We start from the raw sequence: 15,670 nt of genomic DNA, 5'->3' as shown, positions 1-15,670 counted from the left end.
GCCCGGGGGTTGGGGGCCGGCGGCCCCACGCTGCGTGCCCGCGATGCCCATGCCGGGCCGGGGGAGGACCGCCCTCAGCGCGTCGCGTGCGGGATGCGCGCCGAGCCGGGGGCGACCGGCCCCGTAATCACGTGGCGGCGCGTAGCTGCCGCATCCCTCCGGGGCGGGGGGCTCGTCACCCATGTCCCGCCCGGGGGTTGGGGGCCGGCGGCCCCACGCTGCGTGCCCGCGATGCCCATGCCGGGCCGGGGGAGGACCGTCCTCAGCGCGTCGCGTGCGGGATGCGCGCCGAGCCGGGGGGACCGGTCCCGTAATCACGTGGCGGCGCGTAGCTGCCGCATCCCGCCAGGGGGCGTGGGGGCCTTGTCCCCCACGTCCCACCCGGGGGTCCGGGGGCTTGCCCCCGGTTACGGGAAGGGGCGGGGTGGGGGAGAAGACCCCTCAGGCACCCGCCCCCGCACCCCCGTCGCACGCCTGTCCCCGCAGCGCCCTCGCCAGGTCGTCCCGTGCCTCCAGCACCAGACGCCGCAGCGCCGGCGGCGCGCCCGCGTGGCCGTTCAGCCACGCGTCCGTCGCCGCCAGCGTCCCCTCGTCGTCCTGCAGGCCGGGGAACAGGCCCTTCACCACGTCCATGCCGATCTGGATGGACCGGTCCGCCCACACCCGCTCGATCGCCTCGAAGTACTTCGACGCGTACGGCGCCAGCAGCTCCCGCTGCCCCGCCTGCACAAAGCCCGAAATCGTCGCCTCCACCAGCGCGTTGGAGAGCGTGTCCGACTCGACGACCTGCGCCCACGCCTGGTCCTTCACCGCCGCCGACGGCCGTGCCGCCAGGCACCGCATCTGGTGGCGCTTGCCCGAGGCCGTGTCGTCGCGGGCCAGCTCGTCCGCGATGACCGACTCGTCCGCCACCCCGTGCGAGGCCAGCGGCTCCAGGAACGCCCAGCGCAGCTCCTGGTCCACCTCCAGGCCGTCGATCTTCGCCGTACCTTCCAGCAGGCCCCGCAGCAGCTGCAGATCGGCCGCCGACGTCGCCGCCGTCGCGAAGAACCGCGCCCACGTCAGCTGGTGCTGGCTGCCCGGCTCGGCCAGCCGCAGTTCACGCAGCGCGCCTTCCGCCAGCAGCCGCCCGCCCTGCTCGCGCCACTCGGGCGCCGCGTAGTGCTGGAGCGCCGAGCGCGCCCACGCGTGCAGCATCTGCAGCACACCGATGTCCGACTCGCGCCCCGCGAACCGCAGCACCAGATCGATGAAGTCCCGCGCCGGCATCAGCGCGTCCCGGGTCAGATTCCACAGCGCCGACCAGCACAGCGCCCGCGCCAGCGGGTCCGTGATGTCGCCCAGATGTGCCCGCAGCGTCGCCAGCGAGCCCTCGTCGAAGCGGATCTTGCAGTACGTCAGATCCTCGTCGTTGACCAGCACGAGGTCCGGCCGCTCCGCCCCGGTCAGCCCGTCCACGACGGTCCGCGGCCCGGCGACGTCCACCTCCGCCAGCGCGTACCGCACCAGTTCCCCGCCCGACCGCCGGTACAGCCCCACCGCCACCCGGTGCGGCCGGAGCTCGGGATGCGACTCGGCCGCCTCCTGGACCACCGCGAGCTGCGTGATCCTGTCACCGGCGTCGTACGTGAGCACCGGGGTGAGGGAGTTGACGCCGGCCGTCTGCAGCCAGGACCGCGACCACGCCACCATGTCCCGCCCGGACGTCTCCGCAAGCACCGACAGCAGGTCGCCGAGGCGCGTGTTCCCGTATTCGTGCCGCTTGAAGTAGCGCCTCGCGCCTTCCAGGAACGCCTCGCGCCCCACATACGCGACCAGCTGCTTCAGCACGGACGCGCCCTTCGCGTACGTGATCCCGTCGAAGTTGAGCTTCGCGGCCTCCAGGTCATGGATGTCGGCCGTGATCGGATGTGTGGACGGCAGTTGATCTGCGCGGTACGCCCACGACTTGCGGTTGTTGGCGAAGGTCACCCAGCCGTTGCTGAACCGGGTCGCCTCCACCAGCGAGAACGAGCCCATGAAGTCCGCGAACGACTCCTTCAGCCACAGGTCGTCCCACCACTGCATGGTGACCAGATCGCCGAACCACATATGCGCCATCTCGTGCAGGATGACGTTGGCCCTGCGCTCGTACGACGCCTGTGTCACCTTCCCGCGGAAGACGAACTCCTCGCGGAAGGTGACACACCCGGGGTTCTCCATCGCGCCGATGTTGTACTCGGGCACGAACGCCTGGTCGTACTTCCCGAAGGGGTACGGGTAGTCGAAGTGGTCGTGGAAGAAGTCCAGGCCCTGCTTTGTCACCAGGAAGATGTCGTCCGCGTCGAAGTGCCTGGCGAGCCCCTTGCGGCACATGGCACCGAGCGGGATCTCCAGCGTCGTACCGTCGTCGAACGTCCGGGTGTAGAGGTCGGTCTCGTAGTGGTACGGACCGGCGACGACCGCGGTGATGTATGTCGAGATCGGCTTGGTCTCGGCGAATCGCCACACCCCGTCCCCGTCGGGCGCGCCCGTGCCGTTGCTCCAGACCGTCCAGCCGTCGGGCGCGGTCACCTCCAGTCGGAACGGCGCCTTCAGGTCCGGCTGTTCGAATGTGACGAAGACACGGCGCGCGTCGGCCGGCTCGTACTGGGTGTAGAGGTAGACCTCGCCGTCCTCCGGGTCGATGAAGCGATGCAGCCCCTCGCCCGTACGGCTGTAGGCACACTGCGCGTCCACGACCAGCACGTTCTCCGCGGCGAGGCCGTCCAGCGCGATCCGCGAGCCGTCGAAGACGGCGGCCGGGTCCAGCTTTTCGCCGTTCAGCGTCACGGCCGTCACGGCGGGCGCCAGCAGATCGGCGAAGGTCGAGGCGCCCGGCTGTGCACAACGGAAGCGGATCGTCGTCACCGAACGGAATGTGCGCGGCCCGGAGTCCTCCGCGGCCTCCCCGACCGCCGAACGCAGGTCGAGGGCGACCTCGTACCCGTCGACGGACAGCAGCTCGGCCCGCTGACGGGCCTCGTCGCGGGACAGATTCTCACCGGGCACGGGCACTCCTTCGTGTCTCGTTCGAACAGCACCGATCCTCCCATGTGCACCTGGCACGCGGTATCAGGGAATCCTCGGGTGAGCGGTGGTGTTGCCCGTTCGAGGCACACGCGACGTGCTAACGAGGAGAGACATGTCCGAGAACGGCAAGCCCGGCAAGATCACGGCCGACTTCTGGTTCGATCCCCTGTGTCCCTGGGCCTGGATGACGTCCCGCTGGATGCTCGAGGTGGAGAAGGTCCGCGACGTCGAGGTCCGCTGGCATGTGATGAGCCTCGCCGTCCTGAATGAGCCCAAGCTCGACGAGCTCCCGGAGAAGTACCGCGAGGGCATGAAGCAGGCGTGGGGCCCGGTCCGCGTCGTCATCGCCGCGCAGCAGAAGTACGGCGACGAGGTCCTCGGCAAGCTCTACACCGCGCTCGGCACCCGCTTCCACAACCGCGGCGAGGGCGCAACCCGTGAGGCGATAGTGGCCTCGCTGGAGGAGGTCGGCCTGCCGGCGGAGCTGATCGAGTACGCCGACTCCGACGCGTACGACACCGAGTTGCGCGCCTCGCACAAGGAAGGCATCGACAAGGTGGGCCAGGAGGTCGGCACGCCGGTCATCGCGGTTCCCGGCAGCAACGGCGAGCAGATCGCCTTCTTCGGCCCGGTCGTCACTCCCGCCCCGAAGGGCGAGGAGGCGGCGAAGCTGTGGGACGGCACGCTGATGGTCGCGTCCATCCCGGGCTTCTACGAGATCAAGCGCACGCGTACGCAGGGCCCGATCTTCGACTGAATTCACTCCGGCAGGGGCAGCCGTACGGGATCGGGAAAGGGACGTTTGTTCCCGCCGGTGCGGAGATTTCGGCAGGCCGGCTTGGTGCACAGCCAGAAGTCGCCGACGTACTTCCTGGCGGTGCGGTCCCTGGCCCACTTTTTCTCGGCGTCGTTCAACGGGCGGTGAGTCTCGTCGGACTTGCAGGTGTCGCACCACATGGTCCTCGGCATGGCGCTCCCTCGTCAGTCGGTGGCGGGGAGTTTAGACCGAGGCGAAGTGGGAGCGACAGCACAAAACCGGGCGGCCCCCGCGAGTCACATCCTCGCGGGGGCCGCCCCTTTTCATCCGCCTGCAGGTGAAGGTTGAGAAGACGATCACGAGCAGGACGACCCTGTGGCGTTACGGCGACGCGTTACGGCGACGCGCTACGGCGGCGGTGCTACGGAGCGAGCAGGAGGTTGTTCGCGCGCTGCTTGGCTGACGTATAACGCTTCGCCACGTCCTGCCAGTTGACGACCCTCCACATCGCCTCGATGAAGTCCACCTTCTGGTTCTTGTACTGAAGGTAGAAGGCGTGCTCCCAGGCGTCGAAGACCAGGATCGGGACCGAGCCCTGGCCGACATTGCCCTGGTGGTCGTAGATCTGCTCGACGATCAGACGGCCGCTGACCGGCTCGTATGCGAGGACGCCCCAGCCCGAGCCCTGCGTGGTCGCGGAGGCCTTGGTCAGCTGGGACTTGAATCCGGCGAAGGAGCCGAACGACTCGGCGATCGCCTCGGCGAGCTCGCCGACGCCGTCCTTCTCCAGCGGCTCGCCGCCGCCGTTGCCGGTCATGTTGTGCCAGTAGATCGAGTGCAGGATGTGGCCGGAGAGATGGAACGCGAGGTTCTTCTCCAGGCCGTTGACCGAGCCCCAGGCTTCCTTCTCGCGCGCCTCCGCGAGCTGCTCGAGCGTGTCGTTGGCGCCCTTGACGTAGGCGGCGTGGTGCTTGTCGTGGTGGAGCTCGATGATCTCCGGGTTGATGACTGGTTCGAGCGCCGCGTAGTCATAAGGAAGTTCAGGAAGCGTGTACGTGGCCATGTCCGGTCCCTCCGGCTTCTTATTGCACATCTTATGCAGGTGCAGGCTAGCAGCAGGAAGGCCGGAGGTGATCAGGCGATGGTCCTAGGACTCCAGGGTGGTCGTCAGGCTGTCGCCGATCCGCTCGCGCGCCTGGTTCGCGGGGAGGCGGAGGCGCGGCGAGCGGAGCGGGGAGGCGAGATTGTCATATGCCGCGCGGTGTGGATAGAGGGCGCGCGACGTCGAAAAGCACGGGCGATGCTTCCCGGACACGGAGGACCCCCGGGCCGTGGCGGCCCGGGGGTCCAATGCGCTGGGCCGTATCGCCGACCTGGCGGAAGCTCAAGCGGGTCCGGCGATCTGAGCCCGTCCGGTGTTTGAGGACGAACCGGCCACCGGGCGGCGTGAGTCGGTCCGGGGCGCCGCGTCCGATCGCCGACCTGGCGGTAGCTCAAGCGGGTCCGGCGATCTGAGCCCGTCCGGTGTTTGAGGACGAACCGGCCACCGGGCGGCGTGAGTCGGTCCGGGGCGCCGCGTCCGATCGCCGACCTGGCGGTAGCTCAAGCGGGTCCGGCGATCTGAGCTCGTCCGGTGTTTGAGGACGAACCGGCCACCGGACGGCCCCGGTCATCCCTCACGCGTCGCTCGGCTCCGCCCCGCTCGGCTCCGCGTCCACCCTCTCCACTCCGCCCCGCGCCGCCCTCACCTGACGCACATAGCCCACGGCCGCAAGCGCCAGCGTCAGCCCACCCGAGTAGTACAGCTGCGCACGCGTGTCCGCCTCGCGCGCCATCAGGACGAAGACCGTCGCCATGCCCGCCAGCGCGACCCAGGTCAGCGTCGGGTACAGCCACATCCTCACCACCAGCTTCTCCGGTGCCTCGCGCTCGATCCGGCGACGGAGCAGGAGTTGGGAGACGGCGATGAAGATCCACACGACCAGGATGATCGCGCCGATCATGTTGAGCAGCCACATGAAGACATCGTCGGGCCGCCAGTAGCTGAGCAGCACACACGCGAAACCGACGACGGAGGAGACCAGTACGGCAGTGCGCGGCACACCGCTGAAGACCTTGCCGAGCACCTTCGGGCCCTGGCCGCGAGCCACCAGCGAGCAGGCCATGCGGGAGGCGCCGTAGACGTTGGCGTTCATCGCGGAGAGCAGCGCGACCAGCACGACCACGTTCATGATCTGGCCGGCACCAGGGATGCCCAGGTGGTCGAGGGTCGCGACGTACGGGCCCTTCTCGACGACCTTCGGGTCGCCCCACGGGACCAGTGTGACGATGACGGCCATCGAGCCGATGTAGAAGATCGCGATGCGCCACATCGCCGTACGCACGGCCTTGGCGACGCCCTGGACCGGGTGCTCGGACTCGGCCGCGGCGATCGTGACCGTCTCCAGGCCGCCGTACGCGAAGACCGAGGCGAGCAGACCCACGACGAGGCCTTCGGAGCCGTTCGGCATGAAGCCGCCGTCGCCCGTGAGGTTGGCGGTGCCGGGCGCGTCGGTGCCCGGCAGGATGCCGAGGATCGCCAGCACGCCGATGCCGAGGAAGAGCGCGATCGCGCCGACCTTGAGCGCCGCGAACCAGAACTCGAACTCGCCGAAGTTCTTCACCGCCGCCAGGTTCGTACCGCAGAACACCAGCATGAAGAGGGCGACCCAGGCCCACTCCGGTGTGCCCGGCAGCCAGCCGGTCATGATCTTCGCGGCGCCGATGCCCTCGAGGCCGACGGCCACGCAGAGCAGGAACCAGAACGCCCAGCCCGCGGTGAAGCCGGCCCAGGGGCCGATCGCCCGCTCGGCGTGCACCGAGAAGGAGCCGGAGGCCGGGTTCGCCGCCGACATCTCGCCGAGCATGCGCATCACGAGCATGACGAGCAGGCCGGAAATCGCATAGGCGATGACGATGGACGGGCCGGCCGCGGCGATGCCGGCGCCGGAGCCGACGAAGAGTCCGGCGCCGATCACACCGCCAAGGGCGATCATCGACAGATGGCGTTGCTTGAGTCCGTGCGAGAGCGAAGCGTCGGCCTGCTGGTCGACGGGCGCAGGCGCGGAGGTCCGAGACATGGGCGTGCCCTGTTCAGTCGCTGAGGCGGGGGAGCGGACCAGTCTGGGCATGGGACCCGCTTACGAGGAACGTATGTCCGCTATACGGGCACGATGCTCACACAAGGTGAACACTTGCGCACGTCGTCACAGCGTCGCCAACGTCGCGCACGCGTCGCACACGTCCCTCGCGTCCCGCCGCGACCAGGAGCGCTGCGGCAGCCGGGTTGGCGGGACTCCACAGTCTCTCCGGAGTCCGCCCCTCCGCGCAAAACGGGCCCATGCCGCTCCGACCTCAGTGACGAGCGTCACGCCAACTCGCGTATGACGGGCGGCTTTTGTTTGATCCCCACCAAAGCGCTCCGTCGGCCTTTGTCGGCGGCTGATGGTGATCGAGCGATCACCGCGAGATAGCGTCGCCGTGTCCTTACCTGCCCTCACCCCCCGCGGAGTCCCGATGAGTACTGCTTCCGTCACCTCCCGTCCCGGAGCGGTCCTCGCCGACCTGCTGCCCGCCTCCCGTACCCGGGACATCGCGCTCGTCGTCGGCGGTGCGGCACTCACCGGCATAGCGGCCCAGCTCACCGTCCCGGTCCCGGGGTCGCCGGTCCCGGTCTCCGGCCAGACCTTCGCCGCGCTCCTCGTCGGCACCGCGCTCGGCGCCCGCCGTGGCTTCCTCTCCCTCGCGCTCTACGCGGTGGTCGGCATGGCGGGCATGCCGTGGTTCGCGGAGGGCGCTTCCGGCTATGCGATGCCGTCCTTCGGCTACATCCTCGGCATGCTGCTCGCCGCCACGGTCGTCGGCGCCCTCGCGCGCCGCGGCGCCGACCGCTCCGTGCTGCGCACCGCGGGCGCGATGGTGGCCGGCTCCGTGATCATCTACGCGGTCGGCGTCCCGTACCTGGCCCTGGCCACCGGGATGACGATGGGTCAGGCAGTGTCCGCGGGCCTGGTGCCGTTCCTCATCGGCGACGCTCTGAAGGCCGCCCTGGCGATGGGCGCGCTGCCCACCGCCTGGAAGCTCATCGGCCGCCGGGGCTGATGTTGTAGTTCTGCCGGAAGAGGTTCGCCGGGTCGTACTGCGACGTGACCCCGGCGAGCCTCTTCAGCCGTTCGGCGTCGCACAGCCCCTGCGGACGGTCGCCGCCGCCGGGGCGTCGCACAGCCCCTGCGTACGGTCGCCGCCGCCGAAGGCGAAGTTGAGCGAGCGGCCCACGGTCAGCGGCTCCAGCACCCCGAACGCCCGCCCGTGCAGGGCGCGGACCGCGTCCAGGTCCGGGCCGTCCAGCGGGTTCAGCACCCGCACCAGATAGCGCGCGTCGCGGAACGGCACCGCGTTCGGAGTCTTCGGCTCCCGCTCCAGCGCACCGCCCAGATGGTTGATCTGCACCATGGACATCACCGGCGCATCGGGCCCGGTCAGCGCCGGCACCTCCCGCGCCGACACCGCGTCCAGATCGCGCAGCATCGCACTGTCGTCCGGGACGACACGCAAGGGGGCCCGCAGCCGGCGACGGCTGCGGGCCCCCTTGCGTGTGGACCACCTACGACCGGGTGACCGCGTCCTGCGCACCGCTCTGGGCGCCGTCGGCATCGACATCATCAGCCGAAACCGCAGACTCGGCCGTGACCGCCGACACGCTCGGCCTGAACATCTGGCGCCCGACCGCGAACGCGATCACCAGCGCCGCCACGAGCAGCGACAGCAGTACCTGCTTACGCGCGTCGCCGCCGTCGTAGACCATGTAGCCCAGTACGAACGTGATCATCGCGATGGTCAGCCACGTCAGATACGGGAAGAGCCACATCCGCACGACGAGCTTCTCCGGCATCTCGCGCTGAATGATCCCGCGCATCCTCAGCTGGGTGACACAGATGACCAGCCACACGAACAGCGCCACCGCACCGGAGGCGTTCAGCAGGAACGCGAAGACGGTGTCCGGCCACTTGTAGTTGAAGAACACGGCGAGGAAGCCGAAGACCACGGAGCCGAGGATGGCCACCTGCGGCACACCCCGGGAGTTCGTCCGCGCGAAGGCCTTGGGCGCGTCGCCGCGCCGGCCGAGCGAGAACGCCATCCGCGAGGCGGTGTACAGCCCCGAGTTGAGGCACGAAAGCACCGCCGTCAGCACGATCACGTTCATGATCTCGCCGGCGTGCGCGATGCCGATCGAGTCGAGCGCGGCGACGTACGAGCCCTTGTCGACGATCGACTTGTCGTTCCACGGCAGCAGCGTCAGCACCACGAAGATCGAGCCCAGGTAGAAGACGCCGATCCGCCAGATCACGCTGTTCGTGGCCTTGGTGACGGCCCGCTGCGGGTCTTCCGACTCACCGGCCGCCAGCGTCACGATCTCGCTGCCCATGAAGGAGAAGACGACCATCAGCACACCGGTCAGGATCGCGCCCGCACCGTGCGGCATGAATCCACCGGCATCGGTGAGGTGTGCGAAGCCCGCACCGGCATTGTCCGAGCCCGGCAGCACTCCGAAGACGGCGAGCATGCCGATCACCACGAACGCGCCGATCGCGACGACCTTGATGCCCGCGAACCAGAACTCGAACTCGCCGTACGAGGACACCGACGCCAGATTCGTCGCCGTCAGCACGACCATCACGATCAGTGCCCACCCCCACTGCGGAACCGCGGGCACCCAGCCCTCGAGGATCTTCGCGCCGGCTGTCGCCTCGACCGCGAGCACGACGACCCAGAAGAACCAGTACAGCCAGCCGATCGAGAACCCGGCCCAGCGGCCGAGCGCCCGGTCCGCGTAGGCGGAGAAGGAGCCGGAGGTCGGGTTGGCGGCGGCCATCTCACCGAGCATCCGCATCACGAAGACGACCAGTGCGCCCACGAGTGCGTACGACAGAAGGATGGCCGGGCCGGCCGCGGCGATACCGGAACCGGAGCCGACGAACAGGCCGGCGCCGATCACACCGCCGATGGCGATCATGGACAGGTGCCGGTTCTTGAGTCCGGCCTGGAGACCGTCGGAGGACTGCGGCTTACCGGTCGTACCGGCCTGCTCGCCTTCCTTCGTAAGGGTCTGCTGCGAGGTCATGGACGAATCCTTAGGTTCGAGAGCACTCGGGTTACGAGCCCCCGCATTCAAACCCGCGACTCCTGATGTGTGAAGTCCCGTCTCCGGATCGTTAGGTCCAGGAGATAAGCGGAGGCGAACGACTCGTATGGGTCCTGACCCCGCTGACGGCTACCCGGGCGCTCGCGTGCCACACTCGGAACATGCGCGTGTACCTCGGCTCCGACCATGCCGGCTTCGAACTCAAGAACCATCTCGTCGAGTGGCTCACGGCCCATGGCCACGAGCCCGTCGACTGCGGTCCCCACATCTACGACGCCCAGGACGACTACCCGCCGTTCTGCCTGCGTGCCGCGGAGAAGACGGTCGCGGACCCGGAGAGCCTCGGCATCGTGATCGGGGGCTCCGGCAACGGCGAGCAGATCGCCGCGAACAAGGTCAAGGGGGTGCGCGCGGCACTCGCCTGGAGCGAGCAGACCGCCGCTCTCGGCCGCGAGCACAACAACGCGAACGTCATCGCCATCGGCGGCCGGATGCACACGGTGGAGGAGTCGACCAAGTTCGTCGAGATTTTCCTCACTACGCCGTACTCGGGTGAGGAGCGTCACACCCGCCGCATCGAGATGCTCTCGCAGTACGAGAAGACCGGCGAGCTCCCCGCGATCCCGGCGCACCACCCGCAGCAGGGCTGATGCCCGAGGGGCACACGATCCACCGACTGGCCGCCGACCACTTCGAGAGGTTCGGCGGCCGGTCTGTGCGGGCGTCCAGCCCGCAGGGGAAGTTCTCCGACAGTGCGGCGCTGGTCGACGGCCAGGTCCTGGAGACCACCGAGGCGCACGGCAAGCACCTCTTCCTCGGCTTCGGCCCGCTCGGCTGGGTCCATATCCACCTCGGCCTCTTCGGCAAGGTGAACTTCGGCGACGCCCCCGCGCCGCCGCCCACCGACACGGTCAGGCTGCGGCTGGCCGGCCCCACCGCGTACGTCGATCTGCGCGGCCCCACCACCTGCGCACTCATCACCGACGGCGAGAAGCAGGCGATACACGACCGCCTCGGCCCCGACCCGCTGCGCGCCGACCAGGATCCGGACCGGGCCTGGGCCCGTATCTCCCGCTCCCGTACCACCGTCGCCGCGCTGCTCATGGATCAGAAGGTCATCGCGGGCGTCGGCAATGTCTACCGCGCCGAAGTCCTCTTCCGGCACGGCATCGACCCCTACCGCGTCGGCCGGGACCTCCGCCGCGCCGAGTGGACCGCGATCTGGACGGACCTCGTGGAGCTGATGCGCGAGGGCGTACGGAACAACCGCATCGACACCGTCCGCCCCGAGCACACCCCAGAGGCGATGGGCCGCCCGCCGCGCGTCGACGACCACGGTGGCGAGGTCTACGTCTACCGCCGGGCGAAGCTGCCCTGCCATGTCTGCGGCGGCGAGATCCGCACCGCCGGTCTCGCCGCACGCAATCTCTTCTGGTGCGAGGCGTGCCAGCGGGGATAGCTCCCTCAACTGGGGTTCCGCCCCAGACCCCGTACGCCCTTCGGGCGTGTCCTCAATCGCCGGACGGGCTGCAATGCAGCCCCTCCGGCGGACATCCCAGCCCCTCCGGCGATTGAGGAGCGGGGCTTGGGGCGGAGCCCCAACAAGAGCATCGCCGGCGATTGAGGCGCGGGGGCCCGGGAGCCGAACCCCCGAAACCCAGCCTCGCCGGCGTTTGAGGCGCGGGGTCCGGGGCGGAGCCCCGGTTGGGGAGCTAGAAGCCGTGCGGCAGCCACGGCGCCAGGTCGCTGCCGAACGCGGTCGACGCCTCGGCAAGCGCCCCCGCCCGCAGCTCCCGCACCCGCCCCGCCCCCGCCAGCGCCGTCAGCGACACCCCGCCTAGATACGCCGCCCCCAACTCCCGTACGGACAGCGCCAGATCCGCCTCGTCGTCCGTCCGCTTGCACGACGCGCCCTTGCTGTCGCCGGTCAGCCGCCAGCGCCCGGTGTTCCACGGACAGAAGGCGTCCTCGACGTCGAAGACCACATCCAGCGGCGTCTGGTACGTCCGCGCCTCCAGCGCCACCCCCAGGTCCACCAGCCGTACGAACAGCCCGTCCCGCACCCGGACCTCGCACCGCCGCACATCGTTGACCAGGTGCAGCAGCGGATCGTCCACGGGCCGGTTGCGTGCCACGACCTGCACGGTCAGGTCGATGTCGAAGAGGAAGCGCCACAGAACGGCGTACGTCACGGGGTCGAGCGCCTCGATGTGCCGCAGCACAATGGTGCCCTTCGGGCCGCGCGGCTCCCAGTCCGCCTTGTTGTGGAAGCGGACGAAGCCGACGATCTCGCCCTCCCGCTCGGCGACCACGCACAGCATCGCCGAGCCGCCGTCACGATCGCCCGGCGGGTCGAGCAGCGGCAGCCGCTCCCAGCCCGGCTTACGGGCGAGCATGCCCGGCCGTGAACCGATACTGCGGACGTACACCGCCTCGCACTCCTGCGCGACATCTTCGACCTTCGCGAACCGCAGCCGAACCGCGTCGGCGCCCTCCGGAACGTTGATCCGCGCCTGGACCGTGTCGATCTGCGCGGACATCTGCTGTGTCGCGATCCCGTAGCCGAACCGTCCGTAGATCTCCGGCTCGGAGGCCGTCAGCACGGCGAGCGGCTCGCCCCAGCCGCGTACGTCGTCGAGCTGGCGGCGCATCATCGAGGTGAGCACACCGCGCCGCCGGTGCGTCGCCGCCACGCTCACCATCGTCACGCCCGCGGCCGGTACCGTCGCGCCGCCCGGGACCGAGACCCCGAAGGAGAACGCTCCGGCCGTCCCCACGCAGTCGTCGCCGTCCCAGACCCCGATCGAGCGTTCGTGCTCGGTGAGTGAATCCCACAGATCGCGCTCCTCCGGGGCCTCCCCGGCTCCGCCGAAGGCGAGCATCAACTTCCCGTACCAGTCGTCCCATTCGGACGGACGCAGCACCCTCACCTCTGTCGTCATATGCCATGCCTACCAGGGCTACGTCATCGGGGCGACCCGATTTCGAACGCATTGTCACCGGGGTCCCCCTGCGCGGGAGGCGACCGGGTGGATAGGGTCCACGGCAATGGCCCGTGCCTCTGCAGCAGACTCGTTCACGGCCCGGTTGCGGAAAGCCGTGCACCGGGCACGCATCGCGCTGCGCAAATCCGGAGTCGACTACTTCCGCGGCGACGGCTCCGACTGGATTGCTCTGGCCGGGCTGCTGCTGACCATTCCGGCCTTCACATGGGGCTCGATAGTGGTCCCCGTCTGGGTCTCCCCGGCGGCGCTGGTCCTGCCGATCGTGGCCGGAGGCCTTCTCCTCCGCCCGGCGAGCCTGCTCGGTCTGTACGCGGCGGCGGCGACGGCCCTGATCATCGAATCGGTCGTGCTCGGCCCGTACACCGAAGGCCCGGCGAGAGTCACCCCGGGCACCGTCCTGACCGTCGCGGCCTGCGGTTTCTTCGGTCTGCTCATAGCGCAGTTCCGGGCGAGAGTCGGCGTGCCCTGGCGACGCGGCGGAACAATGCTCTTCGACCTGCGCGAACGCATCCGGGTACAGAGCGCTCTGCCGAAGCTGCCGAAGGGCTGGCACCACGAGATGGCGCTGCGCCCGGCGGGCGGCCAGTCCTTCTCCGGCGACTTCGTGGTCGCGGCCCGTACGAACGGGGGCCGCACCCTGGAGGTCGTCCTCACCGACGTCTCCGGCAAGGGCATGGACGCGGGCTCGCGTGCGCTGCTGCTGTCCGGCGCGTTCGGCGGCCTGCTCGGCTCGCTCCCGCCGCACGGCTTCCTGCCCGCGGCCAACGGCTATCTGCTCCGCCAGGACTGGGACGAGGGCTTCGCGACCTCGATCCATCTCGTGCTGGACCTGGACTCCGGCGACTACGAGCTGCTGTCGGCGGGCCATCTGCCCGCGCTCCAGCTGCACGCGGGCAGCGGCCGCTGGGAGGAGAAGGACACCGACGGCCCGCTGCTCGGCGTCTACGACGGGGCGCAGTTCGACCCGGTCAAGGGCTCCCTGCGCCCCGGCGACGTACTGATGCTCTTCACGGACGGCCTGGTGGAGGCGTCGGGACGCGACATCAGCGAGGGCATCGACCGCCTCACCGGGGAGGCCGACCGGTATGTGGCCTCGGGTTTCGAGGGCGCGGCCTGGCATCTGATCGAGGCGGTGGCGAAGGACGTCAACGACGACCGGGCGCTGCTGCTTCTGTGCCGCGAGGCCTAGGCTTGCCGTTTAACCCCCGCCGTCGAACTGGGCCGCGCCGCGCAGAACGCGACGCCGGAGGTCTAGGGGGTTCCCTCATGCTTCGGCCGGTCCGACACGGAACGCTGATCAGGGCAATTGGCTGCCGTGGCGGCGAACCGAACAGAAGGACACCCATGAGACGTCTCTCCGTAATCCGCAACGCAGGGCGCGCAGTGCTCGCGTCGGGAATCGTCGCGGCGCTGCTAGCGGGCGGCGTCGCGCATGCCACGGATGCCGAACCGAAGCCGGCAGGCACGGCACCGATCAGCAACTCCGCCAGCGGGCCGTCGATCTCCGCCGACGGCCGCTACGTGGCTTTCGCTTCGCTGGCAAGGGATCTGGTGGTCGGAGACACCAACCGAGCGGACGACGTGTTCGTGCGCGACCGGCAGACCGGCGTCATCACCAGGGTCAGCGTCGACTCCGCGGGCAACCAGGCCAACAACGTGAGCCGGAATCCGTCGATCTCTGCCGACGGCCGCTACGTCGCGTTCGAGTCCTTCGCGTCGAACCTGGTGGCCGGTGACACCAACCGCTACCGCGACATTTTCGTGCACGACCTGCAGACCGGTGCGACGACCAGGGTCAGCCTCGGAAGCCACGGCGAGCAGAGCGACAGTGAGAGTTTCCATCCGTCGATCTCCGCCGACGGCCGGTTCGTCGCGTTCGACTCTCCCGCGTCGAATCTGGTGTTCGGCGACACCAACGACATCCACGACGTCTTCGTGCGCGACCGGCAGACCGGTGAGACCACCAGGGTCAGCGTCGATTCGAACGGTCGCCAGGGCGACGACATCAGCCAACTGCCGTCGATTTCGGCAGACGGGCGCTACGTCGCCTTCTCCTCCGGGGCGAAGACACTGTCCCTGTTCCCCGACAACAACCACGCGGACGACGTGTTCGTGCACGATCAGCTGACCGGGTACACCGACCGGATCAGCGTCGGTCCCGACGGCAAGGAAGGCAATTCCGCCAGTCGCACGGCGACCATCTCGGCCGACGGCCGCTTCGTCGCGTTCGAATCCACGGCGTCGAATCTGGTGGCGGGCGACACCGGCGGTCCGATCGACACCGACATCTTCCTGTACGACCGGGTTACCCGGACGACGACGCAGGTGAACCTTGGCCCCAATGGCCTGAGCGACAGCGGAACCCCCGGCCAGGAGCGGACGACGCTCTCCGCCGACGGCCGCTACATCGCGTTCGTGTCCGGCGAGGACAAGCTGGTGACCGGCGACACCAACTCAAGCTGGGACGTGTACGTGCGAGACCGGGTGACCGCCACCACGACCAGGGTCAGCGTCGCCGATGACGGCTCGCAGAGCGATGGGTACAGCTACAGCCCGTCGATTTCGGCCGACGGCCACCACGTCGCTTTCACGACCAGCGCGACGAACCTGGGCGGTGACGGCACCAGCCGGAAGTTCAACCTGTACGTACGCGGCCTCGGCAACTGAGTTGTTGGC

At 69.3% G+C, this 15,670-nt stretch carries 13 protein-coding genes; 6 read left to right on the top strand and 7 right to left on the bottom strand.

Annotated features, from left to right (window positions below):
* Window positions 1–441: 441 nt before the first annotated feature.
* Complete coding sequence (gene pepN, locus OG735_RS14725) at window positions 442–3,030, bottom strand: aminopeptidase N (protein ID WP_327323629.1); 2,589 nt, start codon at window positions 3,028–3,030, stop codon at window positions 442–444.
* Window positions 3,031–3,163: 133 nt separating this feature from the next.
* On the opposite strand from pepN, the gene OG735_RS14720 reads away from it, so the two are divergent.
* Window positions 3,164–3,808, top strand: coding sequence for a mycothiol-dependent nitroreductase Rv2466c family protein (locus tag OG735_RS14720; protein WP_327323628.1), 645 nt, complete (start codon window positions 3,164–3,166; stop codon window positions 3,806–3,808).
* Between the two features lie 2 nt (window positions 3,809–3,810).
* Here the strand turns inward: OG735_RS14720 and OG735_RS14715 are convergent, their stop codons facing one another.
* The 3 genes from OG735_RS14715 to OG735_RS14705 all read right to left on the bottom strand — a co-directional run bounded on the left by OG735_RS14715 (window position 3,811) and on the right by OG735_RS14705 (window position 6,927).
* The gene (locus tag OG735_RS14715; protein ID WP_327323627.1) at window positions 3,811–4,020 is read right to left on the bottom strand and encodes a hypothetical protein; all 210 of its coding nucleotides are present in this window, start codon (window positions 4,018–4,020) and stop codon (window positions 3,811–3,813) included.
* Window positions 4,021–4,229: 209 nt separating this feature from the next.
* Window positions 4,230–4,871: a superoxide dismutase gene (locus OG735_RS14710; protein WP_327323626.1), complete on the bottom strand. Its 642-nt coding sequence runs from the start codon at window positions 4,869–4,871 to the stop codon at window positions 4,230–4,232.
* 613 nt (window positions 4,872–5,484) lie between these two features.
* Window positions 5,485–6,927 (bottom strand): amino acid permease, encoded by a 1,443-nt coding sequence (locus OG735_RS14705; RefSeq protein WP_327323625.1) that lies wholly within the window; start codon window positions 6,925–6,927, stop codon window positions 5,485–5,487.
* Window positions 6,928–7,363: 436 nt separating this feature from the next.
* On the opposite strand from OG735_RS14705, the gene OG735_RS14700 reads away from it, so the two are divergent.
* Complete coding sequence (locus OG735_RS14700) at window positions 7,364–7,948, top strand: biotin transporter BioY (RefSeq protein WP_327323624.1); 585 nt, start codon at window positions 7,364–7,366, stop codon at window positions 7,946–7,948.
* A 63-nt stretch (window positions 7,949–8,011) separates the two neighbouring features.
* On the opposite strand, the gene OG735_RS14695 is transcribed toward OG735_RS14700, so the two are convergent.
* Both OG735_RS14695 and OG735_RS14690 read right to left on the bottom strand, forming a co-directional pair.
* Window positions 8,012–8,374 carry a hypothetical protein gene (locus tag OG735_RS14695; protein WP_327323623.1) on the bottom strand — a complete coding sequence of 121 codons (363 nt, stop codon included), beginning with the start codon at window positions 8,372–8,374 and terminating at the stop codon, window positions 8,012–8,014.
* A gap of 76 nt (window positions 8,375–8,450) precedes the next feature.
* Window positions 8,451–9,968: an amino acid permease gene (locus tag OG735_RS14690; RefSeq protein ID WP_327323622.1), complete on the bottom strand. Its 1,518-nt coding sequence runs from the start codon at window positions 9,966–9,968 to the stop codon at window positions 8,451–8,453.
* 182 nt (window positions 9,969–10,150) lie between these two features.
* Here OG735_RS14690 and OG735_RS14685 point away from each other — a divergent pair, with 182 nt between their 5' ends.
* The gene (locus tag OG735_RS14685; protein ID WP_327323621.1) at window positions 10,151–10,639 is read left to right on the top strand and encodes a ribose-5-phosphate isomerase; all 489 of its coding nucleotides are present in this window, start codon (window positions 10,151–10,153) and stop codon (window positions 10,637–10,639) included.
* Complete coding sequence (locus OG735_RS14680; RefSeq protein WP_327323620.1) at window positions 10,639–11,448, top strand: Fpg/Nei family DNA glycosylase; 810 nt, start codon at window positions 10,639–10,641, stop codon at window positions 11,446–11,448. Before OG735_RS14685 ends, OG735_RS14680 begins: the two co-directional genes overlap by 1 nt.
* A gap of 253 nt (window positions 11,449–11,701) precedes the next feature.
* Here the strand turns inward: OG735_RS14680 and OG735_RS14675 are convergent, their stop codons facing one another.
* The gene (locus OG735_RS14675) at window positions 11,702–12,931 is read right to left on the bottom strand and encodes a GNAT family N-acetyltransferase (protein WP_327323619.1); all 1,230 of its coding nucleotides are present in this window, start codon (window positions 12,929–12,931) and stop codon (window positions 11,702–11,704) included.
* Window positions 12,932–13,037: 106 nt separating this feature from the next.
* Here OG735_RS14675 and OG735_RS14670 point away from each other — a divergent pair, with 106 nt between their 5' ends.
* Window positions 13,038–14,183, top strand: a complete 1,146-nt coding sequence (locus tag OG735_RS14670; RefSeq protein ID WP_327323618.1) for a PP2C family protein-serine/threonine phosphatase — start codon at window positions 13,038–13,040, stop codon at window positions 14,181–14,183.
* Window positions 14,168–15,661: a hypothetical protein gene (locus tag OG735_RS14665; protein ID WP_327323617.1), complete on the top strand. Its 1,494-nt coding sequence runs from the start codon at window positions 14,168–14,170 to the stop codon at window positions 15,659–15,661. Before OG735_RS14670 ends, OG735_RS14665 begins: the two co-directional genes overlap by 16 nt.
* Window positions 15,662–15,670: the final 9 nt, after the last annotated feature.

It is taken from the genome of Streptomyces sp. NBC_01210, assembly GCF_036010325.1.
Taxonomy (GTDB): domain Bacteria; phylum Actinomycetota; class Actinomycetes; order Streptomycetales; family Streptomycetaceae; genus Streptomyces.
The sequence above is the reverse complement of the archived record's forward strand: the minus strand, read 5'-3'. Positions and strand labels throughout refer to the sequence as shown.